The sequence below is a fragment of the Gordonia abscondita genome (genome assembly GCF_032711245.1).
GTDB lineage: Bacteria > Actinomycetota > Actinomycetes > Mycobacteriales > Mycobacteriaceae > Gordonia.
This window is the reverse complement of the sequence record NZ_CP128986.1, coordinates 2,704,868-2,727,244: the sequence shown is the minus strand read 5'-3', so window position 1 is coordinate 2,727,244 and position 22,377 is coordinate 2,704,868. Positions and strand designations below refer to the sequence as shown.

Genomic DNA, 22,377 nt, shown 5'->3' with positions numbered 1-22,377 from the left:
TCTCTTTCTCATGGGGTGGATCTCTCGGGTCGATTCGGCTGGCTCGGCATATCCCACGCCGACCAGAGTCGGGCATAGACACCGCCTGCTGCGACGAGTTGTTCGTGGGTTCCGGACTCGGTGATGGCACCGTCCGCCATGACGACGATCCGGTCGCAGACGCGTGCCTGCGACAGTCGGTGCGCGACAACGAGTCCCGTTCGGTCGGCCAGCACCGCGTCGGCCGCGCGATCGAGCACGCCGGCGTGCGCCGAACCCGCTTCGGCCGTCGCCTCGTCGAGGATCACGAGGTCCGGGGAGGCCAGCGCAACACGGGCGAGGGCGACGTGCTGCGCCTGAGCCGAGGTCAGGTCGTGCCCTGCCGAGCCGATCTCCGAGTCGAGTCCGTCGGGCAGCAGGTCGAGGAGATCTCCGGCGTCGACGTCGGTGAGCGCGGCGACGACATCGCGGTCGCTCGCATCGGGCGCGGCGAGGGTGAGGTTGTCGCGGAGCGTCCCGGCGAACACGTGAGTCTCCTGCGAGAGCAGCATCGTGTCGGCGGGCCGGTCGACCCGCCCGCTGCCCGGCGGGTGGACTCCGGCCACGAGCGCGGCGAGCGTCGTCTTCCCCGCACCGGAGGCGCCGACGACGGCGACCCGCTCGCCGTCGCCGACGGTCAGGTTCACACCGTGCAGCACCGGCCGATCCGGCTCGTACCCGAATTCGACACCCTCGAGGACGACATCCCTGGCTAGGGGGTGTCCCGGTACTGGTTGTCCGGGGCGCGTGTCGGTCGGACGGGCGACATCGATTTCGGTGATGCCGACGATCCGCGCCAGCGAGCTCGTCGCGGACTGCAGGATGTCGGTGACGATCATCAATTGCCGGATCGGTCCACTCAGACGTAGGAAGAGCAGTACGGCGGTCGTTGCCGTCCCGAGTGTCCCGGCACCGGAGTCGACGAGCCAGAACCCGATGGCCACCACAATCGCCAAGCAGGCTCCGAATGCCGCGTCGAGCCGCCCGAAGAACATGGTCTGCACCGTCCTAGCCCGCAATGACCACCGCGCAACACCCCACGACGCGGCGGCGATCCGGTGGTTGTGCCGGTCGGACAGTCGGTACGCCAACACCGTGTCGCGGCCTTTGAGGGCCGACAACAGGTGGTGGGCGCGCGTGCCGGTGCAGGCGCGTTCGGCCGCATACAACTCGGGCGCGGTTCGCAGATACCAGCGGAGGGCCAGCGCGTACGCGGGTGCGGTAGCCACGACGGCGACACCGTACCGCCAGTCGAGGACGGTCAGACCCGCCGCAGTCAGCACGATTGTGAAAACGGTTGCCGCGAATGTCGGCAGCACCTGGGACAACGCCTCGGACACCTGCGCGACGTCGTCGCTGGCGCGGGACAGGAGGTCGCCGGTCCCGGACCGTTCGACCCGCTGTTGCGGCAGGCGCAGCGCGGTGTGGACGAGGCGTTCGCGGAGGTCGGCGAGGAGCCGCTCCAGCACGCGGGACGCGACGACGATCCCGACGGCCGACGCCACGGCCATCACGATCGACGCCGCGGCGATCACGCCGCCGTACGTCCACACCGAGACTTCGGTGCGCCCGTCGGAGACGTCGTCGACGACGCGCCCCAGTACGGCCGGGGTCACCAGGCTCGCCGCCGCACCGACCGCGGACGAGAACAGTCCTACGCCGAGCAGCGCGCGCCGTCCCCGCAGCGCCTGCCAAGCGGCGCGGGCGGTCTGGCCGCCGGTCGCGACCGGCAGTCGGCCCGTCTCGGCGGCGTCGATCGCGGTGCTCATACGCTCACCTGCTCGTCGATGTCGACGATCCGGTCGCAGATCGCGAGGAGCGCGGGTGAGGTGCTCACCACGACGGTCGATCGACCTCGCCGGGCGCCGCGCGCACGGTCGGCGACGGCTCCTTCGGTTACGGCGTCGACCGCGGTCGTCGGATCGTGCAGGACGAGGACGGGCGGATCCGCCGCGTACGCCCGAGCGAGCGCGATCCGCTGGCGTTGGCCACCGGACAGCGCGGATCCGCCTTCGCCGACCCGGCTGTCCACTCCGTCGGGCAGCAGATCGAGGATGTCGTCGCACGCGGCCGCGTGCAGGGCGGCGTCGACGCCGTCGTCGGACCACGGCCCCGCGAGATTGTCGGCGATGGTGCCGTCGAACAGGTCTGCCGAGTGCGGCGCGGTCACGACGGCGGCACGGTAAGTCTCGACCGGGAGTTCGTCTGCGCGACGCCCGTCGAGCAGCACTCCGCGTCCGATCGCGAGATCGTCGAGGAGATGGCGGGCAGCCGCGCCGCGGGCGCGCACACCGATCCACTCCCCCGGCTCGACGGCGAGAGACGCGGCAGGCATCTCGACGGCCGGCGGCTCGTGCGGTGTGACCCGCTCGTTCGCCGCGGCCCGCTCCGGGGGGTCGGTCACCGCCGCCGGGATCCGCAGCACGTCGAGGACACGTTCGGCCGAGGCGACAGCGACCGCCCACACCGCACCCCCGGTGGTCGGCAGCGCCGTCAACGGCGTGATGAGGAACTGGGTCAGGCCGACCGCGGCGATCAGGTCGCCGACGCTGATCCGACCGGACAGGGCGAGTGATGCGGCTCCGATGGCCAGCCCGGCGATGAACAGGCCGGTCACCACGTTCATGGCACCGACGTACACCCCACGGGTGGTCCGTGCGAGTAGTGCCGCGTCGAGTGCTTCACGACTGGCGGTCGTATACCGGGCCGCAGCCTCGTCTTCGGCTCGGAGGCCCTTAATGACGCGATAGCCGGTCACGAGGTCTGCCCCCTGCCCGGTCGCGGCGGCGACGAGGGCCTGCTGGTGTCGGCTCCGCCGCTGCAGCGGTCTGCCCGCGAGCGTCATCACCGCGACGAGGATCGGCGCGGCCACCAGGACTGCGACGCCGAGTGCCGGGTGGATGACCAGCAGTCCGGCTCCGCACGCGATGACGGCCGCAGCGTCTCCGACCGGGTAGATTCCGAGCTGCATCCCGGCCGACAGCCGGAACACGTCGCCGGTCGCGATCGACAGCATCGACCCGTCGAGGGTCCGCCCGGCCATCCCGGCCGGTTCCAGGAGTCGTTCGGTGACCTGCGTCCGCAGTCGGTGCTGCACAGTCTGCATCCCGTAGAACCCCATGCGCGTCCCATACCGGAACGAAACCGACATCACCGCGACGTCGATGAGCAGGACGGCGGTCCAGCCGAGGACGGCGGCGACGTCGCCGGTCGCGACGCCTCGATCGATTGCGATGCCCGCGATCACCGGCAGCAGCGCACCGGCGAGTTGGCTGACGACGAGCAGCCCGGCGGCCGGCACCGTGTAGGTCCGCGCGCCGAACACAACACGCCAGGTGAACCTTGCCGGGGTCGTCGTGTCGTCGTAGGCGATCGACGCCGAACGACGAGGGTTCGCGGACGCCTGGAACAGGAGCGGCCAACGCACCCCGAACCAGTGGCGACGCAGTCCCGCGTCGTCCGCGGTCGCGGTCATCGGGTTGCCCCGCTGCGGTCGCGGCCGAGCGGGACGACGGACGGCCGGCCGGTGACCGGATCCGGTACAACCAGACACTTCATTCCGAAGACCTCTTCGACGAGTTCGGCGGTGACGATCTCCTCGGGCGGCCCCTCCTGGACGATCCGCCCGTCCCTCATCGCGACCAGATGCGTTCCGTAGCGAGCGGCCTGGTTGAGGTCGTGCAGAACGGCGACGAGGGTGCGCCCCTCCAGGTGGAGGTCGGTGAACAGTTCGAGAAGCTCGATCTGGTGTGCGATGTCCAGGAAGGTCGTCGGCTCGTCAAGCAGGATCAGTGGGGTCTGCTGGGCGAGGACCATCGCGACCCACACCCGCTGCTGTTGACCACCGGACAGTTCGTCGACCAGCCGGGGCGACAACTCGCTCACCCCGGTCGCGGCCATCGCGTCCAGGACTGCGCGCTCGTCGGCCTGCGTCCACTGTTTGAGGACCCCCTGGTACGGGTAGCGGCCGCGAGCGACAAGGTCGCCGACCGTTATGCCGTCGGGAGCGAGTGAACTCTGCGGCAGCAGCCCGAGCCTGCGGGCGACGACTTTCGCCTTGTACGACCCGATCGACTGACCGTCGAGAATCACCTCGCCCTTCGACGGTCGGAGCAGTCGGGACAGGCCGCGCAGCAGCGTCGACTTACCGCACGCGTTCGGTCCGACGATGACCGTGAACGACTGGTCGGGGATCTCCAGCGTCAACGACTCGCTGATAGTCCGTCGGTCGTATCCGATGGTGGCCTTCTCCACGCGGAGTCGGTTTTCGGTCGACACGACCCGATTCGTGGGTTCCGTTATGGTGCGAACGCTGGTCAGAGTCATCTTGTCCTTCCTCGAAGTGGGTGACGCGTCCGGTCTCAGGCACGGCGGCGTACCTCCCGGATGAGCAGCCAGATCAGGTACGTTCCGCCGATGACGACAGTGACCAAACCGACGGGCAGCGCCCTGGGCAGCAGATGTTGCGCGATGAAGTCGGCCGCTGCCAGGAGCAGTGCGCCCATGCACGCGGCCCCGGCGACGCCGACGCCTGCTGTGCGGGTGAGGCGCCGCGCGATCTGCGGGGCAGCCAACGCGACGAACGCGATCGGTCCCGCGGCGGCGGTCACGGTGGCGGTCAACGCGACGCCGACGGCGACGAGGGCCAGACGCGCCGGTTCCGCGCGGACCCCGAGCGCTCGGGCGGCGTCGTCGCCCATCTCCAGGTGACGCATCGGTCGGGCGAGAATGGCCGCACATCCGACGAGAACCACGACCGCGATCGTCCCCACCGCGACTTGATCCCATCCGACCGAACTGAGCGACCCCGCACCCCACACGGCCGCGCTCACCGCGACATCGAGGTCGGCCGTCAGTAAGAACCAGGTGTTGAGGCTGCCGAGCATCGCCGAGACGGCGATTCCCACGATGATCAGACGGAATCCCTGCACTCCGCCCCGATAGGCGAGTAGATAGACGACGGTCGCGGTCGCGATCCCGCCGATCAGCGCGCCGCCCGCTGTCTGCAGGTACGAGCCGCCGAACACGACGATGACGATCAGGGCGCCGGAATACGACCCGGCAGAGAACCCGATAATGTCGGGGCTCGCCAGCGGGTTCCTGGTGAGAGATTGGAAGATCGCACCGGAGACGCCTAGTGCCGCACCGAACACCAGTGTCGCGACCACCCGCGGTCCACGCCATTGGTTGACCACGATGTCCGCGATACCGTCGTCGCGCCCGGCCAGCGACCGAACGACGTCGCCGAGGCTCAGTTCCAGGTCGCCGACGGCGAGGGCGAACAGGCTGATCACCGCCGCGCACGCGAGGATCACCCCGCAGACGGACACAGCGCGGACGTCATAACGCCACGCGACGGGGCCAACGCGCAGCCGCGCTGTCGGTCGACCGAAGTCGACCCGCTCGGTCGTGTTCACAGACCGCTCGCCTTCCGCCTGCGGATCAGCACGATGAGGACCGGCGCACCGACGAACGCGGTCACGATGCCGACCGGGATCTCCCCGGGCCTCATCACGACACGGCCGAGGACGTCGGAGGCGATCACCATGATCGGCGCGAGGACACACGTGTACGCGAGGATCCACCGCTGGTCGGGGCCGACGATCCACCGCGCGATGTGCGGAACCATGAGGCCGACGAAGCCGATCGGCCCAGCGACGGCGGTCGCGCCTCCAGCGAGCAGCGTCACCGCGATCACCACGACGATCCGGGTTCTGATGACCGGCGCGCCGAGGGCCGCGGCGAAGTCCTCCCCCAGCGCGATGGCGTTCAGCGGTCGAGCGGCGACCGAGGCCAGGACGAGACCGAGCACAAAAAACGGGAGGACCGGGACGAGGACGTCGAATCCGCGTCCCACGAGCGAGCCAGCGTTCCACGTTCGGATCGTGTCGAATGCCTCCGTGTTGACGAGGGTCAACGCCGTCGTGATCCCGGTGAGGACCGCGCCGACAGCCACCCCGGCGAGGGTCAGTCGCGTCGGGTCGGCCGGTCCTCGACCCGCCGAACCGATCAGGTAGACGGCGACGGTCACCACGAGCGCGCCCGCGAAGGCGAACCACACCGGGTTGAACCACACGGAAGTGCCGATCGCGCCGATCCCGAACACGGTGGAGCCAACCACGACGAACAGAGCCGCGCCCGCGTTGACGCCGAGGATGCCTGGGTCGGCGAGCGGGTTGCGGGTCAACGCCTGAATCAGCGCGCCCGCCACGCCGAGTGCGATTCCGACGACGCCGGCGATCACCGTCCGCGGAATGCGGTAGTCCCTGATCACGAAGTCGTTCGGCGTGCCGGACGCGTCAAACAGTCCATGCCAGACGTCGTCGAGCGGAATCGATTTCGATCCGATCGCGAGACTCAGGCCGATGCAGACAACGAGCACCGCCGCCGCCGCGACCAAGCCCGACAGACGACGCGCGACGGCCGCCGCGGTGCTGCCCGACGGATCCTCGGCGACAGCGACAGCGACGGGTGACCCGATGGTCGTCGTGTCGCTCATGGACCCCTCCCTCCTATGCCGGACAGCCCCCACCAAAGGTAGGCTCCCCTCAATAAAGGTGGTCGTCCTAAGTGGACAAGTACTTAACATCCATCGGACGAGGAAGACCCATGAGCAACCGGCCCCCCATTCGCATTCCGGAACGGACGCACCGCGACCTCCACCTTCTGCTGTGGGTGGCCGACGGCGAGGCCTCTGTCCGATGCGGTGCCGACGACCACACACTCGTACCCGGTGACGCATTGGTGATCCCGGCGACGGTCCCGCACGAGGTGACCGTCGACGCGGACGGTCTCGTCGTCCCCATCTCGATCCCGACGACCGGCCTCGAACACCTTCCCCCGTCCCCGGCCGTCCACTCGCTCGCCCCGTCCTGGACCGACTGGATGCTGCACCACTTCGCGGCGTGGTCATCGCCGCTACGCAGCCCCGGCTATCGCACGGCCGAGATCGTGTCCACTCTCAATCGCACCGACGCACCGCGACCGCCGTTGCCGCTGACGCCGCCCGGCCGCGACGTCGCGACCGCCCTCCACCGTGACCCGGCGATCGATCTGACCATCGACGAGTGGGCACGCGAAGTGCGGGTCAGCGCGCGGACGCTGCGCCGGATCTTCGTCCGCGACACCCGAATGTCGTTCAGCGACTGGCGCACCGCGTGCCGACTCGAAGCCGGCGCCGAATATCTACGCGCCGGGTATCGGGTCGCGCACGCCGCGCACCAGGTCGGATTCGGCACGTCGTACGGGTTCATCCGAGCGTTCGCCCGTCGGTTCGGGCAGACCCCGGTGCAGTGGCGGGCGGCGAACCAGGTGACGACGGTCAGCGCGCGAGTCCGCCGATCTCGTGAAGGGCAGGCACTCCTCTCGGCGGTGACCGACGAGATCGACCGGTGCGCGCCACCCGCCGTGCCTGCGACGAGCGCACCGCCGTGCGTACACACCGACCTGCACGTGTTCCTGTGGCTCCACAAAGGAACCGCTCGCGTTCGAGTGGGCGACGATGTTCTCGCTCTGTCGCGCGGCGACGCCGTCTGGATGCCCGCGAACGTCGAGCACACTGTCGACGTCGACGCCGAAGCGATTGCTCTTCCCCTCGTGTTCAACACGGACGAGTTGGCGGTCGCACTCGACGACGTCACCGTCGTCCACGTCGACTCGACCAACCACGACGAGGTATTGCGCCAGGCGATCGCCAACCGCACGCCGATCCGGCCGGATGGCTACCGGCGCGTTGACATCCTCGATCTGTTCACTGAGCGCGCACCTCGACGCACCGGCTCGGCCCCCGACGCACCGTGGGACCCGGCGGCACAGACCGTAGCCCGCCACGTAGAGCGCTCCCCCGCAGACAGCCGCCCGCTCGCACTGATCGCCGAGGAACTCGGCATCGACCACACCGGCCTCGACCGGTTGTTCCGCGAGCAGACGGGCCTGGGTTTCACGAGGTGGCGGACCTCGATGCGGATGAACGTGGCACGCAGACTCATCGAGTCGGGAACCGCGCCGAGCACGGCCGCCCGACACGTCGGATACCGTCATCTGTCCGGCTTCAGTCGCGACTTCAGCAAGCATCACGGTATGTCGCCGCGCGCCTGTCTCGCGCAGCGAGTCAGTTCGTGACGAGCGGGTTCGCCCCGTTGAACACGATCCAGACGGCTACGGCCACGCCGATGCCGACGACCAGCCACCCAGCCGATCCCCATGCGGGTCTGCGTGCCCACCCCCACCTGCGGTCCGCCGAATAGAGACCGGGCCCGGTCAGGATGACCGCGGCAGCCGCAGCGGCGAGCATCGCCTCGTATTCGATGCCGTTCCCGTTGCCGTCGGCCGCGAAGAACCACACACCTTGCGCGAGCGTCGCTTTATACGTCATCGCGACGAGGATGCTCGACAGGACAGCCGCGCCCGCGATCGGGGTGAGGAGACCGATGATCAGCAACACGCCGCCAGCGGTCTCGCTGATGCCCGCCACCAAGGACAGAGTCGTGGTGGCCTTCTCGTCGAAACCGAGGCTCGGGTCGGACGAGTTAGCGAGGAAATCGGCGAAGCCGTTGACGCCGGGACCGTTCATCCAGCCAGTCAACTTCTGCAGGCCGTGGACGAGGAAGACCCCACCGAGCGCGACGCGCAGGATGAGCAGACCGAGGTCGATCGTGCCGCGTCGAGCCGGCTCCGCAGGCGCGGCGACCGCTGCCACCGGCTCGTTGGCGGGCTCGTCGTCGAAGGGTTCGGTCTCGACGACGGCGGGCGGTTCGATCGGCAGGGTCGGCTGCGGCTCGATGTACGGGAGCGGATCCTGCGTCAGGTGCTCGGCGGTGCGCCGTTCGCCGCGCGGGCGGTCGCGTTCGTCGTCCGGATCCTCGAACGGCTCGGTGGTCACCGGCTCGTCGGACGACTGGACCTCGACGTCGCTTCGCGGCAGTCGCGTCGTCTCCGACTCCTCGCCGTCGTCCGCGTCGTTCACCGTCGCGATGACCGCGGTGTCGTTGTCGTCTGCGGGCGACGACGCGGCCTCGATGATCGACGTCGGTTCACCGGCGTCGATGGCGTCGGTGACTTCGGCCGCCTCGTCGGCGGGCCGCGGGTCGGGGGCCGGCCGTCGCCCGCGCCCTTCACCCCCGCGCCCTTCGATACCGTGTCGCTCGATGAAGTCGTCGCGGTCGGGACGGGGGCGGCGCGGCCGTTGCCGCGGTGCCCCGCCGTCCGGGCCGCGATCGTTGTCATTGGAACTACTCACATCAACGAGGTTATGCGCCCACTCCCCATCCGAGGCCGAGCGCCACCCGACGATTTGGTAACGATCGCATAGTCTGGAGTGATGCCGCTGCCATCGAGTCTCTCGCGGCGAGCCGTCACGGCGGCCGTCCTCCTCGCCACCGTCGCCGCATCCGCTGGGTGCGCGAGTTTCGACGACCAGACGGCGACTGCCGACCAGGGCACGTTCAGCGAGGTCCCGACCGAGGTGTACCAACCGTCGGCGCCGAGTGCTCCGGACTCGCCAGACGAGCCGGGCGAGCCACCACAGGGTCCGTGCGTCGACCCGAATCCGGCGATCATCGCGACGTGCCTGAGTCAGACCTCCGGCGTGCGCCCGGCGGACGCCGAGGGAAAGACCACGTACGTCGCCGAACGCACCACCGGGAAGATCATCCTGTCCAAGCGTTACGGTCCGCAACGCGCGGTCGCGACGGTCGCCGTCGACGGTTCCGGCGACGGCGGGCTCGTCGACTTCGAACTCTCGCCGACCTGGATGCAAGACCAGATGATCTTCGCGCTCATCACCACGCCGTCCGACAACCGCGTCGTCCGCATCGCACCGACCGGCTCGGTCAAGCCCGTGTTGACCGGCATCCCGAAGGGCGCGACCGGCAATATGGGGTCGATCGCGTTCACCGACCCGAACACGTTGACGGTCGCCACTGGCGACGCCGGCGATCCCACTGCGGCGCAGAACCGTTCGTCACTGGCAGGCAAGATCTTCCAGATCAACCCCAACCAGAACGGCCCGCAGCCGAAGATCCTCGCAAGCGGACTTCGATCGAACGTCGCCCTGTGTCGTGACGGTGACGCCGGGTCACTCTACGTCGCCGACAGCGGGAAGGCAGGCGACCGCCTGTCCCTGGTGTCACACGATTCACTGAAGACGCTGTGGACGTGGGCCGACCGGCCGGGCCTCACCGGGTGTGCGACGAGCCCGGACTCGATCGCCGTCTCCATCGGCTCGAAGAAGCGCCTCGACGTCTTCGCCAAACCGAACGGCGCGAACCCCGTCTTGTCCGAACCTGACGCGCAGGACACCTCAAAGACGTTCGGCGCCGTCGGCCGGATGACTACGCTCGGCGGAAAGATCCAGCTCGCGACGATCAATAAAACGCTGCACGGCACCAAGATCGAATCGTTCGACGACCGGGTAGCCGTCTTCTTCCCGCAGCAGCCCGCCGAAGATCGGACGTAGACCGGCCCTCGGCTGTTATTCGGCTCCGCACGCGGCGAGAACGAGTTCCTTGACGCGGGCCGGGTCGGCCTGCCCGCGAGTCGCCTTCATGACGTCGCCGACGATCTTGCCTGCGGCCTGCACCTTGCCGCCGCGGATCTTCTCCGCGATGTCGGGATTGGCCGCGAGCGCGTCGTCGACTGCCTTCTGCAATGCCGAATCGTCGCGCACCACTTCCAGTCCACGGTCGGCGATGATCTGCGCGGGCTCGCCTTCGCCGTCGAGCACCGCGGTGACGACCTGCTGGGCCAGCTTGTTGGTGAGCTTGCCTGCGTCGACGAGACTAATCACCTCGGCTACCTGCTTCGGCGTGATGGACAGTTCCGCCAACTCGACACCGCGACTGTTGGCCTGCTGCGCGAGGAACGACACCCACCAACTACGGGCGGCGGACGCGGACGCGCCCGCTTCGGCGGTCTCGATGATCAGGTCGACGGCCCCGACGTTCACCAGGTCGCGCATCACCTCATCGGAAACACCCCAGTCCTCCTGGATACGGGCCCGCCGGATCCACGGGAGCTCGGGCAGCGTCGCACGGATCGACTCGACCCAGGCCGGGTCGGCGATCACCGGCGGCAGATCGGGCTCCGGGAAGTAGCGGTAGTCCTCGGCCGTCTCCTTACGACGGCCCGCCGACGTCGTGCCGTCGGCCTCCTGAAAGTGACGAGTCTCCTGGATCACTTCGCCGCCCGTCGTCAGGACGGCGGCCTGACGCTGCATCTCGAATCGGATCGCCGTCTCGACGCTGCGCAGCGAGTTGACGTTCTTGGTCTCCGTACGCGTCCCGAACTCGGTCGCATCCTTGCGCATGAGCGAAAGGTTCGCGTCGCACCGCATCGACCCCTGGTCCATCCGCACGTCGGAGACGTTGAGCGATTTGAGCAGATCGCGGAGTGCGGTCACATAGGCGCGGGCCACTTCGGGCGCGCGTTCCCCCGCGCCCTCGATCGGGCGGGTCACGATCTCCACGAGCGGGACGCCCGCACGGTTGTAGTCGAGGAGCGAGTGGCTGGCACCGTGGATTCGGCCGGTGCTCCCGCCGATGTGCAGCGACTTGCCGGTGTCTTCCTCCATGTGGGCGCGTTCGATCTGAACCCGCCACGTGGTGCCGTCGATCAGGACGACGTCGAGGTACCCGTCGTAGGCGATCGGCTCGTCGTACTGGCTGATCTGGTAGTTCTTCGGCTGATCCGGGTAGAAGTAGTTCTTCCGCGCGAACACGCTCGACTCGCGGATCGAGCAGTTCAACGCGAGCCCGATCTTGACCGCGGACTCGATGGCCGTGGCGTTAGCGACGGGCAGCGCACCGGGCAGCGCGAGGCACGACGGGCACACCTGAGCGTTCGGGTCACCGCCGAACGTCGTCGGGCACCCGCAGAACATCTTGGTCTCGGTGCCGAGTTCGACGTGGACCTCCATGCCCATCACCGGGTCGAAAGTCTCGATGACGTCGTCGAAGTCCATCAGTTCGTCGGTAGCCGCACTCATGCGCTCCATCGTATCTGGGGGTCGATCTCGGGGATCGCACCGATGCCCCGATCACGGTGCCGCTCGTAGCGTGGACGACACGGGGCGCGCGAGAAAGCCCCCGCGAACATCGAGAAGAGGACGCCCCAAAATGAGCCTGCCGCCGTACACCGCCGACCCGACCGTCCCCGCGCAGCCGCGCCGACTCCGCCGATCGCGCGCCAACCGGCGGATCGCGGGTGTCGCGGGCGGTCTCGCCGACTATTTCGGCGTCGACGCGACCTGGGTCCGGATCGCGTTTGTCGCGTCGATCCTCCTGCCTGGACCGCAAGTGCTCCTCTACCTGATCCTCTGGCTCGTGATCCCGCAGGACTGACGGCGCCTCGACGCCGCGCGGAACTACCGTGCTAGCCGAAGATCGCGCGGGCACCCCGGTAGTGATCGAGGGGGACGTTCTTGGTGTGGCCGACGGCGTCGGCGAACGGGACCCGGACGATGTCCATGCCGCGCAGTGCGACCATCTGGCCCCACGCCTCGTCGGCGACGAGATCGCTCACTGCCTGCCCGAACCTCGTGCCGAGCACGCGGTCCCACGCGGACGGGACCCCGCCGCGCTGAATGTGGCCGAGGACAGTCGCCCGGGTCTCGATGCCGGTCCGCTCCTGGATGAGCGGCGCCAGGATCTCGCCGATCCCGCCCAGCCGGGGCCGGTTGAATCCGTCGAGCCCTTTGTCCGAATACGCCTCGTTCATATCGGGGAGAGTGAATCCCTCGGCGACGACGACCATCGGCGAGCGGCCGCGGTCGCGGACGCTCGCCACCCACTCGCACACCTGGTCGAGGCTCTCCGGCTGTTCGGGAATCAAGATCGCGTGCGCTCCGCCCGCCGTTCCCGCGTACATCGCGATCCACCCCGCGTGGCGTCCCATCACCTCCAACACCATGCACCGTCGATGCGAGTTGCCGGTGGTCCGTAGCCGGTCGACGGCCTCGGTCGCGATCTCGACGGCCGTGTTGAAACCGAACGTGTAGTCGGTGGCGACGAGATCGTTGTCGATCGTCTTGGGCACGCCGACGATCGGCACCCCGTCCTCGCGAAGGCGGTTCGCGGCGGCCATCGTCCCGTCCCCGCCGATTGCGATCACCCCGTCGATTTCCAGCCGCCGCATGTGCGCGAGGATGTTCTCCGGTGTCCCGTCCGGTTCGGTGTACGGCCCGAACCGGCTGGTCCCGAGGATGGTGCCGCCCTGCTGTGAGATGCCGCGGACGACACTGCGTTCGAGAGGCATCACGTCGCCGTAGACGAGCCCCCGGAAACCGTCTCGATATCCGACGAACTCTTGGCCGTACACCATTTCGCCTTGTAGGACGGTTCCGCGAATCACCGCGTTGAGGCCGGGGCAGTCGCCGCCGGACGTCAGAATCCCGAATCTCGCCATATTCGTCTCCCTCACCTGTCCGTCGGACTCTATGACAACACGGGAACGTCGTCCCGGCAGCACGGGTGCCGCTACTTGAGTCCGTTCTCGTAAGCGAAAACGACGGCCTGCGCACGATCGCGCAGGCCCAGCTTGGTCAGCACATTGCTGACGTGCGTCTTGACGGTCTGCTCGGACACGAAGAGCGCGGCGGCGATCTCCGCATTCGACTTGCCGTCCGCGACTGTCTCGAGCACTTCGCGTTCCCGCGGAGTCAACACGTTCACCGCCTGCGACGCCGTCTTCACTGTGCGCGAGGTGACGTCCGCGATCAGCCGCCTGGTCACCGAGGGTGCGAGGAGCGCGTCACCGGCCGCCACCACCCGGACGGCGCGTACCAGTTCGTCAGCCGGCGCATCCTTCAGCATGAAGCCGGACGCGCCGATCCGCAGCGCCGAATACACGTAGTCGTCGATGTCGAACGTGGTCAACATGAGGACGCGTGTCGACGAACCGCTCGAAATGATCTGCTGCGCGGCCCACAGCCCGTCGCGACGGGGCATCCGCACGTCCATCAGGACGACGTCGGGCTGCAGACGTTTACACACGTCGACCGCCTCGATCCCGTCTTCGGCGTCGCCGAGCACCGACACGCCGTCCGCCGCTCCGAGCAGGGCCGCGAAACCGGCGCGCACCATCGCTTGATCGTCGGCGATCACCACGGTCACACTCACCCGAGTCACCCTATCGGCGTCGCAACGGGATCGTCGCGGTGACCGCGAACCCGCCGTCGGGCGTCGTCTGCGATGTCAGACCGCCGCCGACGGCCGACGCGCGCTCGGCCATCCCGATGAGTCCCTGCCCTCCCCCGGGCTGAGGCACGTGGTCCGGGTCGGCGGGCGGACCGTTGACGATCGAGACGACGGCCGCCCCGTCGTCGTCTACCACCATCCGGACCGCGACGTTCGAGCCAGGTGCGTGGCGGGCTGCGTTGGTCAGCGACTCCTGCACGATCCGGTAGACGGCGGCACCTGCCGCGCCCGGTTCACCCCACTCGGTGACCCGGTCGGCGTATTCGACGCTCACGCCTGCCGCTCGGACCCGAGCGATGAGGTCCGGCAGGTCGCCGACCCCTTGCACAGGTCGGGTCGACGGCGAGTCCGCGGGCCGCAGGACGCCGAGGAGTTGCCGAACCTCGTCGAGCGACTGCCGGGCGGCGTCGGCGATCGCGGTGAACTCGGACTGCGTCGCCGGCCCCACGGTCTCCGGTTCGTCGGCCGCGGCGAGCCGGTACTTCGCGGTCTGGGACATGACGACGACCATCGACATGCGGTGGGCGACGACATCGTGGAGTTCCCGCGCGATTCTGGTCCGTTCGGCGAGGACCGCCTCCCTGGCCTGAGCGGTTTCCGTCTCGATGGTCTGTTCCTCGATCTGCTTCTGCGACGACAGCCGATAGCGAATGAACGCTATGCCGATCGTCGCGACCACCAGCGCGAAGATCCACCCGAGTTTCGCGCCCGGCGCGACACCGATCACGAATGCGCCCGCGGTGATAGCGGCTACCACCGGCAATCTCACCAACGGCTGGGTGATCAGTGCTGCTGACGTCATCGCAAGCAGGACGAGAAACATCGGGATCGGCATCGGGAAGTCGGAGTCCGGGTGCGGGACTAGGCTCGCGACCGAGCCGGTGACCACTACCATCGCCCACCCCGTGCGCACCGCGACCGGCCCGGCGAAGATCAGCGCCATCGGCACCGACGCCGCCACCGCGAACAGCGGCAGCAGATACGCGGGCATCGGGTTCGACATCGCGAGGTTGGGCCACGTGACCGCGGTCATCGTCACCGCGGCCACCATCGCGACCCAATTCCACACGCTTCCCAGGTATCGGCGAAGCATCGGGTCGGGCACCGCGTCGAAGGAGATACGGTGCACGACTGCCAGTCGTTTGCGGAACAGTCTCTTCACATCTCGACCGTAAGGCCGGTGCATGCGTGGGCACCTCCCCCACAGGAGCGAGATCGTCCCCGTACCGCCGGGTGATGCCGGCACCGTCTGTCACCGAAATGTACGGGGCTTCAATCGCTTTCGCGAGCGATCCGCGTAGGCGCCGCTCGTTGCGATGGTGATCGCATGACCGAGAAACCCACTCCCGCCGATCGTGTCCGACATGCCGTCCGACGTGCATGTCTCGGCCTGGCGACCAGTCTGCTGGCCTTGTTCATCGTCGGCGCCGCCGGCGTCGCAGCGGTGGCCTCCGCGTCCCCGCCTCGGGTCGGCCCCGTTGCGACCGATGTCGACCGGGCGATCGCCGACCTCGTCGGGTCGACGCCGAGTGACGCCCTCGCCCATCTGCCCGCGGGCTTCGAGTCCGTGATGGGGTACCGACCGGTGCTGGAGGACGCGCGGCCGGTGAACCCGACCGGATCCTGCTCGTCACCGGTACCACTGCCGGGCCGTTTCGAACCAGCATGTCGCGCACACGATTTCGGCTACGACTTGCTCCGTTTCGGGGAGCACACCGGCCGACCTGCCGCCCAGTGGGCGCGGCGGGCTCTCGACGGGATGCTCATCGATGCGATGCACGACTCTTGCTCCAACCCGCTGTGCGATCTCGCGGCCACCGTCGCCGACGGCGGTCTCACCAGCAACTCGTGGCGGCAGGACTGGCGGACACCGGTGTCCGAGTCGACCGGCGACATGATGTCGACGACGACGCTGCGCGTCGTCGAGACGATCGGAACACGGCGATGATCGCCCGCGTGCATCCCGCAGTGGTCGTCGGCGGCGTCGCCGGGTGGGCTGTGGCATTGGCGCCAGGTCAGCTACCGCGCCCTGCACTGCTTCTCGCAGTCGTCGGCACGGTGCTCGCACTCATCGGCATGGGCGTGGGCTCGCTGGTCTCGATGGCAGCGCGTGGCCGCACGGCGAGCCGCGAATTCCTCGCCGGGACGGCCGTCGTCGTGGGTGGACTCCTGGTACCCGCGTTGTGGTGGCAGACGCGGGTGTGCGAGGACCTCGGTGCCCCGACCCCCGGAATCGGGTGGGTCGCGACTGTCGCGGGGGTGCCGCTGCTCGTCGCGGGCGCGGTCGTCGTGATTCCGGCACGAGCCTGGGCGATCGGAGCCGTCCTCGCTGCACTCGTCGCGGGACCCGCGGCCACCGCGAACGCCGCAGCACCGAACCTTCCCGACGATGCGCGGCTCACATACTCGATGCTCTCCGACGGCTCGTTCGACGAGCGTGCTCACGCACTCGTCGACACGTGGGCCGCGTCGGACGGACCCGATCAGAGGGCCGTGGTGGTTGCCGTGCCCACCGGGTCCGGATGGATCGATGCGAGTGCCGTAGACGGATTCGTGAGCCGGTTCGATGGGTCGGTCCGATTTTTGGGCATGCAGTACTCGGACGTGCCGTCCTGGCAGGCGTACGTCCGCTCGCCGGACGTCGCGGGTGCGAGCGCGATCGCGGTGCTGCGTGCACTCGACGACCGGTCGGCGACGATGGCCCACCGCCCGCAGATCTACCTCTACGGGCAGAGTCTTGGCGCGATCGGCGCGGACGCCGCTCGCGCTTGGGCGGACCGCACCGGCGTCGACGTCTCCGGGACGGTGCTGTCGGGGGCTCCGGCAGGCAGCGTCGAATCGCTGCCGGACTGCGCTCGCCGAGTCAGCATCGCGAACGCCACCGACCCGGTCGCCGACTTCCAGGCGTCGCTGCTATGGCGCGCACCCCACCATGCGAGCGGTACCCGCACGATCGGTGCAGAACCGTCGATGCGAGTCCCGTGGACTCCCGTGGCGTCGTTCGTCGGGACCGCCCTCGACCTAGCCGTCTCATTGGACGGCCCGGTCGGCAGCGGGCACCATTACGGCGTCGAGCAGGGGCTCGCCGTCGCGCAGATGCCCGCCGGCTGTCAGACGATGGGCCCGCGAGCCGCCTCGTAAGCGGCGCCGACCTTGTACAGACGATCATCGGCGAGGGCCGGTGCCATGATCTGCAGACCGACGGGCAGGACCGCACCGCCGTCGCTCGCGGTACCCGACGGCACCGACATGGCGGCGGTCCCGGCGAGGTTCACCGGCAAGGTACACAGATCGAACAGGTACATGGCCAGCGGATCGTCGACCTTCTCGCCGAGTTTGAACGCGGTCGTCGGAGTGGTCGGCGAGATCAGGACGTCCACCTCCTGGTACGCCTTCTGGAAGTCCTGCGCGATCAGGGTGCGGACCTTCTGCGCCTGGCCGTAATAGGCGTCATAGTAGCCAGAGCTCAAGGCATAGGTGCCGATCATGATGCGGCGCTTGACTTCCGGACCGAACCCGGCGGCGCGGGTGAGGGCCATGACCTCGTCGGCACTGTGCGTCCCGTCGTCGCCGACCCGCATGCCGTACCGCATCGCGTCGAAACGTGCGAGGTTGCTGGACACCTCCGACGGCAGGATCAGGTAGTACGCGCCGAGCGCATACGCGAAGCTCGGGCAGTCGACCTCGACGATCGTCGCACCCAATGAGGTGAGCGTCGCACACGCCTGCTGGAACGATTCGAGGACGCCCGCCTGATAGCCGTCGCCCTGCAACTGTTTGACGACACCGATTCGGACCCCGGTCAGGTCACGATTCGCGCCCTCGCGGGCGGCCGCGACGACGTCGGGGATCGGTGCGTCGATCGACGTCGAATCACGCGGATCGTGTCCGGCGATCACTTCGTGCAGGAGCGCGGTGTCGAGCACCGTGCGACCGCACGGACCGCCCTGGTCGAGCGACGAAGCGCAGGCGACGAGGCCGTACCGTGAGACGGTGCCGTAGGTTGGCTTCACTCCGACGGTCGCGGTGACCGCGGCTGGCTGACGGATCGAACCACCGGTGTCGGTGCCGATGGCGAGCGGAGCCTGGTACGACGCGAGCGCGGCCGCGCTGCCGCCGCCGGAGCCGCCCGGGATGCGGTCGACGTCCCACGGGTTGCGGGTCACCTGGTAGGCCGAGTTCTCGGTGGAACTGCCCATCGCGAACTCGTCCATGTTGGTCTTGCCGAGGATCGGGATGCCGGCCTCACGGAGACGGCGGGTGAGTGTCGCGTCGTACGGCGACACCCAGCCTTCGAGGATCTTGGAACCGCAGGTGGTCGGCGCATCGGTCGTCGTGAAGACGTCCTTGAGGGCGATCGGAACGCCGGTCAACGCGCTCGGCGCCTTCCCGGCGGCGATCGCCGCGTCTGCGGCGCGGGCCGCGTCAAGCGCTTCGGCGGCTCCGACATGCAGGAACGCTCCGAGCTGGTCGTCGACCTCGGCGATTCGGTCGAGGTGCGCCTGGGTCACCTCGACTGAGGAGAGTTCGCGGGACGCGATCTTGGCGCCCAGATCGGCTGCTGAGAGCCCGGTGATCTCGCCGGCGGCGCGGGTGCTGGTCTCGGTCACTTATTCCTCCCCGAGGATCTGCGGTACGGCGAAACGGTCCTGTTCGACGGCGGGTGCACCCGACAGTGCCTGCTCCGGTGTGAGACCGGCGACGACTACATCGGGACGCAGCACGTTCTGCAGGTCGGCTGGGTGAGCTGTCGGCGGCACATCGCCTGCGGCCACCTCGGCGACCTGCGCGACATGGGTGAGGATCGAGTCGAGCTGGTCTGCGTATTGATCGAGTTCAGCGTCGGTCAACGCGAGACGCGACAGCCGGGCAAGGTGCGCGACCTCGTCTCGGCTGATCGCCGGTGAGGTTGCGGACTCCGATTCGGTGGGCATCGCGAAGTACCTTTCTCGCCTGCGGGTTGGACCCTGGGATGGATACCGTCCAGGATATGGGAGAGCCCTGGACGGATTTGCGGTGGCCTCGGCGGCGCGGGCGACGTAGCGTGATGGGCATGATCATCGTCACCACCAACGAACTTCCCGGTTACCGGATCGAGCACGTCTTCGGCGAATGCTTCGGCCTCACGGTCCGGTCCCGCCATATCGGGTCGAACATCGGTGCTGGTCTGAAGTCGTTGGCGGGCGGCGAATTGCGCGGTATCACCCAGTTGCTTCAGGAGTGCCGTCAGGAGGCGTTGAGCAGGTTGGCCGCCGAGGCGCAGGGACGCGGCGCGAATGCGGTCCTCGCGTTCCGGTTCGAGACCACCGAGTACGCGGGCGGCGGCGGCGTCGAAGTCTGCGCATACGGGACCGCGGTGGGTGTGAGCGCGCTGGTCGGTGGTCCGCCGGTGCCGAGCCAGCCGGTCGCTCCGCTTCCGCCGCAGCAGTAGTCGGCGGTGTCGTACCTACTCCGCCTCCGCCTTTCCGACCGACCCGGCAGCCTCGGCATGCTCGCGGTCGAGTTGGGCGCGGTCGGCGCAGACATCAGGTCTCTCGAAGTGATCGAACGCGGAGACGGCTTCGCGATCGACGACATCGTCGTCGAACTGCCGTCGACGTCGCTACCTGACACCCTCATCACCGCCGCGCAGAACGTGCACGACGTGCGCGTCGAATCGTTGCGCCCGTTCTCCGATGTGCTCGACACCCATCAGGAACTGGAATTGATCGACGTCGTCGCGACAGGCGGCCCCGACCGTCTGCAGGTGCTCGTCGACCATTCGCCGCGTGTGCTGCGCGCATCGTGGGCGATGGTGATCGCCAAACCCGGCATGGACGTGCTCACCCTGTTCGCGAGTTCGGGCGCACCCGAGACGCCGTTGGAGCACGCCGACTGGCTTCCACTGAACACTGCCGCCGGGTTCGGTTCCGACAACGACTGGGTCCCCGATGTCTGGCGCGACATGGACACGACGTTAGCGGCCGCCCCCATGGGCGACGGCTCCAAGGCGCTGCTGTTGGGCCGTACCGGCGGCCCGGAGTTTCGTCCGTCGGAGGTCGCCCGCCTCGGTTATCTGACCGGGATCATCTCGACCGTCATCGACGCCCCCTCGCCGTAGCGCACGGATCAGTCGGCGTGTCCGGTCGCCAACAGGACCTTGAACGCGTCCTCGTCGAGGACGGGCACGCCGAGCTGTTCGGCCTTGTCGGCTTTGCTGCCGGGCGAGTCACCGACGATCACGTAGTCGGTCTTCTTCGACACCGACCCGGAGGCCTTGCCGCCGCGCGCGATGATCGCCTCCTTCGCGCCGTCGCGGCTGAAGTCGACGAGCGACCCGGTGACGACGATGCTCTTCCCATCCAGAGTGCGCTCGATCGATTCGTCGCGTTCGTCGACCATCGACACCCCGGCGCTGCGCCATTTGGCGACGATGTCGCGGTGCCAGTCGACGGTGAACCAGTCGTGGACGCTCTGTGCGCGGGTCGGGCCGAGTCCGTCGACGTTCGCAAGCTCGTCGACGGAGGCGTTCGCTATCTTCTCGAGCGAGCCAAACTCGGTGGCGACGGCCCGCGACGGTGTCGGTCCACAGTGGCGAATCGACAGGGCGACGAGCACCCGCCACAGCGGGACCTGCTTGGCTTTATCGAGGTTCTCCAGGAAGCGTCGGCCGTTGGCCGAGAGCGCGCCGTCCTTCGTCGTGTACAGCCCGGTCTTGAGGAGATCGTCCTCGGTCAACGAGAAGAGGTCGCCCTCGTCAGTGAGGACACCGCTCGCCAGAAGCGATTGTGCGCCTTCGTATCCCAGCGCTTCGATGTCGAACGCGCCGCGGCCCGCGAGATAGAACAGTCGCTCGCGGAGCTGTCCGGGGCACGTGCGCTGATTGGGGCAGCGGATGTCCTTGTCGCCCTCTTTGGCCGGCGCCAACTCGGTGCCGCACTCTGGGCAGTCGGTCGGCATCACGAAAGCCCGCTCGGTGCCGTCGCGCAGATCTGCTACGGGGCCAAGTACTTCGGGGATCACGTCTCCAGCCTTGCGGATCGTGATGGTGTCGCCGATTAGAACACCCTTGCGTTCCACCTCGAAGCCGTTGTGGAGCGTCGCCCGCGACACCGTCGAACCGGCGACGGTGACCGGCTCCATCTGCGCCCACGGCGTGACCCGCCCGGTCCGGCCGACTCCGACCAGGATGTCGAGCAGCTTGGTCGTGACTTCCTCGGGTGGATACTTGTAGGCGATGGCCCAGCGCGGGGCACGTGAGGTCGCGCCCAGGCGGCGCTGCAGGGTCACGTCGTCGACCTTCACGACGAGTCCGTCGATCTCGTGGTCGAGTTCCGGCGAGTGCCGATTCTCGCCCCAGTAGTCGACCGCCGCGAGCACGTCATCGGCTCCGGTCACCTTGCGGGTGTGCGCGGACACCGGCAGCCCCCACTCGGCGAGCGCCAGATACGCGTCGTGCAGCGAGTCCGGTCGCCAGCCGTCTATCCTCCCGATGCCGTGGCAGATCATCCGCAGATTGCGTTTCGCGGTGACCTGTGGATTCTTCTGTCGGAGCGAACCGGCCGCCGAGTTGCGCGGGTTCGCGAACGGTGGCTTGCCGTCGGCGACCAGCGACGCGTTGAGCGTCGCGAAGTCGTCGAGGCGGAAATAGACTTCACCGCGGACCTCGAGCAGTTCCGGGACGGGCCGCTCATCGGTTCCGGTCAGCTGATGCGGCACGCCGACGATGGTGCGCGCGTTGAGGGTGACGTCCTCACCGGTCCGCCCGTCGCCCCGCGTCACTCCCCGCACCAGCGCACCGTTCTCGTAGACGAGCCCCAGTGCGACGCCGTCGATCTTGAGTTCACACAGGAATTCGATGCCCTGACCGGCGTCTGCTTCGGTACGCGACACCCAGGCCCGCATCTCCTCGGCGTCGAAGACGTTGTCGAGAGACATCATTCGCTCGAGGTGGTCGACCGACGTGAAGTCGGTGGAGAAGCCGCCGCCGACGAGTTTGGTCGGCGAGTCGGCGACCGCAAGTTCGGGGTGCGCAGCTTCGAGGCCGAGTAGGCGTTGGAACAACTCGTCGAACTCGCCGTCGCTGACGACCGGCGCATCCTGCACGTAGTACCGGAACTGGTGGCCGCGTACTTCGTCGGCCAACTCGGACCACTGCCGGGCAGCATCATCGGAACCGGGGTCACCG

At 68.4% G+C, this 22,377-nt stretch carries 20 protein-coding genes; 7 read left to right on the top strand and 13 right to left on the bottom strand.

Annotation, left to right across the window (positions count from 1 at the left end):
- Positions 1 to 8: 8 nt before the first annotated feature.
- From MP11Mi_RS12855 to MP11Mi_RS12835, 5 genes are read right to left on the bottom strand one after another with little or no spacing between them, the layout of a single operon-like run.
- Complete coding sequence (locus tag MP11Mi_RS12855; RefSeq protein WP_420039303.1) at positions 9 to 1,787, bottom strand: ABC transporter ATP-binding protein; 1,779 nt, start codon at positions 1,785 to 1,787, stop codon at positions 9 to 11.
- The gene (locus MP11Mi_RS12850; protein WP_420039302.1) at positions 1,784 to 3,493 is read right to left on the bottom strand and encodes an ABC transporter ATP-binding protein; all 1,710 of its coding nucleotides are present in this window, start codon (positions 3,491 to 3,493) and stop codon (positions 1,784 to 1,786) included. The genes MP11Mi_RS12855 and MP11Mi_RS12850 overlap by 4 nt, the downstream gene beginning before the upstream one ends.
- A complete protein-coding gene (locus tag MP11Mi_RS12845) occupies positions 3,490 to 4,344 on the bottom strand; it encodes an ABC transporter ATP-binding protein (RefSeq protein WP_420712786.1) in 855 nt (284 codons plus the stop codon). Before MP11Mi_RS12845 ends, MP11Mi_RS12850 begins: the two co-directional genes overlap by 4 nt.
- A gap of 35 nt (positions 4,345 to 4,379) precedes the next feature.
- Positions 4,380 to 5,435, bottom strand: a complete 1,056-nt coding sequence (locus tag MP11Mi_RS12840) for a FecCD family ABC transporter permease (protein ID WP_420039300.1) — start codon at positions 5,433 to 5,435, stop codon at positions 4,380 to 4,382.
- The gene (locus MP11Mi_RS12835; protein WP_420039299.1) at positions 5,432 to 6,517 is read right to left on the bottom strand and encodes a FecCD family ABC transporter permease; all 1,086 of its coding nucleotides are present in this window, start codon (positions 6,515 to 6,517) and stop codon (positions 5,432 to 5,434) included. The genes MP11Mi_RS12840 and MP11Mi_RS12835 overlap by 4 nt, the downstream gene beginning before the upstream one ends.
- A 110-nt stretch (positions 6,518 to 6,627) precedes the next feature.
- On the opposite strand from MP11Mi_RS12835, the gene MP11Mi_RS12830 reads away from it, so the two are divergent.
- Positions 6,628 to 8,139 (top strand): helix-turn-helix domain-containing protein, encoded by a 1,512-nt coding sequence (locus tag MP11Mi_RS12830; RefSeq protein WP_420039298.1) that lies wholly within the window; start codon positions 6,628 to 6,630, stop codon positions 8,137 to 8,139.
- Here the strand turns inward: MP11Mi_RS12830 and MP11Mi_RS12825 are convergent.
- A complete protein-coding gene (locus tag MP11Mi_RS12825; protein WP_420039297.1) occupies positions 8,129 to 9,256 on the bottom strand; it encodes a DoxX family protein in 1,128 nt (375 codons plus the stop codon). The two genes, MP11Mi_RS12830 and MP11Mi_RS12825, sit on opposite strands and share 11 nt — an antisense overlap.
- Positions 9,257 to 9,337: 81 nt before the next feature.
- Between MP11Mi_RS12825 and MP11Mi_RS12820 the strand changes: the two genes are divergently transcribed.
- Complete coding sequence (locus tag MP11Mi_RS12820; RefSeq protein ID WP_420039296.1) at positions 9,338 to 10,474, top strand: PQQ-dependent sugar dehydrogenase; 1,137 nt, start codon at positions 9,338 to 9,340, stop codon at positions 10,472 to 10,474.
- Positions 10,475 to 10,489: 15 nt separating this feature from the next.
- On the opposite strand, the gene gatB is transcribed toward MP11Mi_RS12820, so the two are convergent.
- Positions 10,490 to 12,001, bottom strand: coding sequence for an Asp-tRNA(Asn)/Glu-tRNA(Gln) amidotransferase subunit GatB (gatB, locus tag MP11Mi_RS12815; RefSeq protein WP_420039295.1), 1,512 nt, complete (start codon positions 11,999 to 12,001; stop codon positions 10,490 to 10,492).
- A 130-nt stretch (positions 12,002 to 12,131) separates the two neighbouring features.
- Here gatB and MP11Mi_RS12810 point away from each other — a divergent pair, with 130 nt between their 5' ends.
- Positions 12,132 to 12,356 (top strand): PspC domain-containing protein, encoded by a 225-nt coding sequence (locus MP11Mi_RS12810; protein WP_420039294.1) that lies wholly within the window; start codon positions 12,132 to 12,134, stop codon positions 12,354 to 12,356.
- A gap of 31 nt (positions 12,357 to 12,387) precedes the next feature.
- On the opposite strand, the gene MP11Mi_RS12805 is transcribed toward MP11Mi_RS12810, so the two are convergent.
- The 3 genes from MP11Mi_RS12805 to MP11Mi_RS12795 all read right to left on the bottom strand — a co-directional run bounded on the left by MP11Mi_RS12805 (position 12,388) and on the right by MP11Mi_RS12795 (position 15,372).
- The gene (locus MP11Mi_RS12805) at positions 12,388 to 13,419 is read right to left on the bottom strand and encodes a 6-phosphofructokinase (protein ID WP_420039293.1); all 1,032 of its coding nucleotides are present in this window, start codon (positions 13,417 to 13,419) and stop codon (positions 12,388 to 12,390) included.
- 71 nt (positions 13,420 to 13,490) lie between these two features.
- Positions 13,491 to 14,132, bottom strand: a complete 642-nt coding sequence (locus MP11Mi_RS12800) for a response regulator transcription factor (RefSeq protein ID WP_420039292.1) — start codon at positions 14,130 to 14,132, stop codon at positions 13,491 to 13,493.
- A 10-nt stretch (positions 14,133 to 14,142) separates the two neighbouring features.
- Complete coding sequence (locus MP11Mi_RS12795) at positions 14,143 to 15,372, bottom strand: sensor histidine kinase (RefSeq protein ID WP_420039291.1); 1,230 nt, start codon at positions 15,370 to 15,372, stop codon at positions 14,143 to 14,145.
- A 165-nt stretch (positions 15,373 to 15,537) separates the two neighbouring features.
- Here MP11Mi_RS12795 and MP11Mi_RS12790 point away from each other — a divergent pair, with 165 nt between their 5' ends.
- Positions 15,538 to 16,158, top strand: coding sequence for a hypothetical protein (locus tag MP11Mi_RS12790; protein ID WP_420039290.1), 621 nt, complete (start codon positions 15,538 to 15,540; stop codon positions 16,156 to 16,158).
- Positions 16,059 to 17,351 (top strand): alpha/beta-hydrolase family protein, encoded by a 1,293-nt coding sequence (locus MP11Mi_RS12785; RefSeq protein WP_420039289.1) that lies wholly within the window; start codon positions 16,059 to 16,061, stop codon positions 17,349 to 17,351. Before MP11Mi_RS12790 ends, MP11Mi_RS12785 begins: the two co-directional genes overlap by 100 nt.
- Here the strand turns inward: MP11Mi_RS12785 and gatA are convergent.
- Positions 17,321 to 18,820 carry an Asp-tRNA(Asn)/Glu-tRNA(Gln) amidotransferase subunit GatA gene (gatA, locus tag MP11Mi_RS12780; RefSeq protein WP_420039288.1) on the bottom strand — a complete coding sequence of 500 codons (1,500 nt, stop codon included), beginning with the start codon at positions 18,818 to 18,820 and terminating at the stop codon, positions 17,321 to 17,323. The genes MP11Mi_RS12785 and gatA overlap by 31 nt on opposite strands.
- Positions 18,821 to 19,144, bottom strand: coding sequence for an Asp-tRNA(Asn)/Glu-tRNA(Gln) amidotransferase subunit GatC (gene gatC / locus MP11Mi_RS12775; RefSeq protein WP_420039287.1), 324 nt, complete (start codon positions 19,142 to 19,144; stop codon positions 18,821 to 18,823).
- 119 nt (positions 19,145 to 19,263) lie between these two features.
- Between gatC and MP11Mi_RS12770 the strand changes: the two genes are divergently transcribed.
- Both MP11Mi_RS12770 and MP11Mi_RS12765 read left to right on the top strand, forming a co-directional pair.
- On the top strand, positions 19,264 to 19,641 hold the full coding sequence (locus tag MP11Mi_RS12770; RefSeq protein ID WP_420039286.1) for a YbjQ family protein: 378 nt from the start codon (positions 19,264 to 19,266) through the stop codon (positions 19,639 to 19,641).
- Positions 19,642 to 19,647: 6 nt separating this feature from the next.
- Entirely contained in the window at positions 19,648 to 20,310 is a 663-nt protein-coding gene (locus MP11Mi_RS12765; RefSeq protein WP_420039285.1) for an ACT domain-containing protein, read from the top strand.
- Positions 20,311 to 20,318: 8 nt separating this feature from the next.
- Here the strand turns inward: MP11Mi_RS12765 and ligA are convergent, their stop codons facing one another.
- Positions 20,319 to 22,334 (bottom strand): NAD-dependent DNA ligase LigA, encoded by a 2,016-nt coding sequence (gene ligA / locus MP11Mi_RS12760; RefSeq protein ID WP_420712879.1) that lies wholly within the window; start codon positions 22,332 to 22,334, stop codon positions 20,319 to 20,321.
- Between the last annotated feature and the right edge of the window lie 43 nt (positions 22,335 to 22,377).

Coding starts and splice junctions, on each gene's coding strand:
- MP11Mi_RS12845 (WP_420712786.1), bottom strand. CDS start 4,344: ATGACTCTGACCAGCGTTCGCACCATAACGGAACCCACGAATCGGGTC.
- gatB (WP_420039295.1), bottom strand. CDS start 12,001: ATGAGTGCGGCTACCGACGAACTGATGGACTTCGACGACGTCATCGAG.
- MP11Mi_RS12810 (WP_420039294.1), top strand. CDS start 12,132: ATGAGCCTGCCGCCGTACACCGCCGACCCGACCGTCCCCGCGCAGCCG.
- MP11Mi_RS12805 (WP_420039293.1), bottom strand. CDS start 13,419: ATGGCGAGATTCGGGATTCTGACGTCCGGCGGCGACTGCCCCGGCCTC.
- MP11Mi_RS12830 (WP_420039298.1), top strand. CDS start 6,628: ATGAGCAACCGGCCCCCCATTCGCATTCCGGAACGGACGCACCGCGAC.
- MP11Mi_RS12850 (WP_420039302.1), bottom strand. CDS start 3,493: ATGACCGCGACCGCGGACGACGCGGGACTGCGTCGCCACTGGTTCGGG.
- MP11Mi_RS12855 (WP_420039303.1), bottom strand. CDS start 1,787: ATGAGCACCGCGATCGACGCCGCCGAGACGGGCCGACTGCCGGTCGCG.
- MP11Mi_RS12770 (WP_420039286.1), top strand. CDS start 19,264: ATGATCATCGTCACCACCAACGAACTTCCCGGTTACCGGATCGAGCAC.
- MP11Mi_RS12835 (WP_420039299.1), bottom strand. CDS start 6,517: ATGAGCGACACGACGACCATCGGGTCACCCGTCGCTGTCGCTGTCGCC.
- gatC (WP_420039287.1), bottom strand. CDS start 19,144: ATGCCCACCGAATCGGAGTCCGCAACCTCACCGGCGATCAGCCGAGAC.
- MP11Mi_RS12820 (WP_420039296.1), top strand. CDS start 9,338: ATGCCGCTGCCATCGAGTCTCTCGCGGCGAGCCGTCACGGCGGCCGTC.
- MP11Mi_RS12790 (WP_420039290.1), top strand. CDS start 15,538: ATGACCGAGAAACCCACTCCCGCCGATCGTGTCCGACATGCCGTCCGA.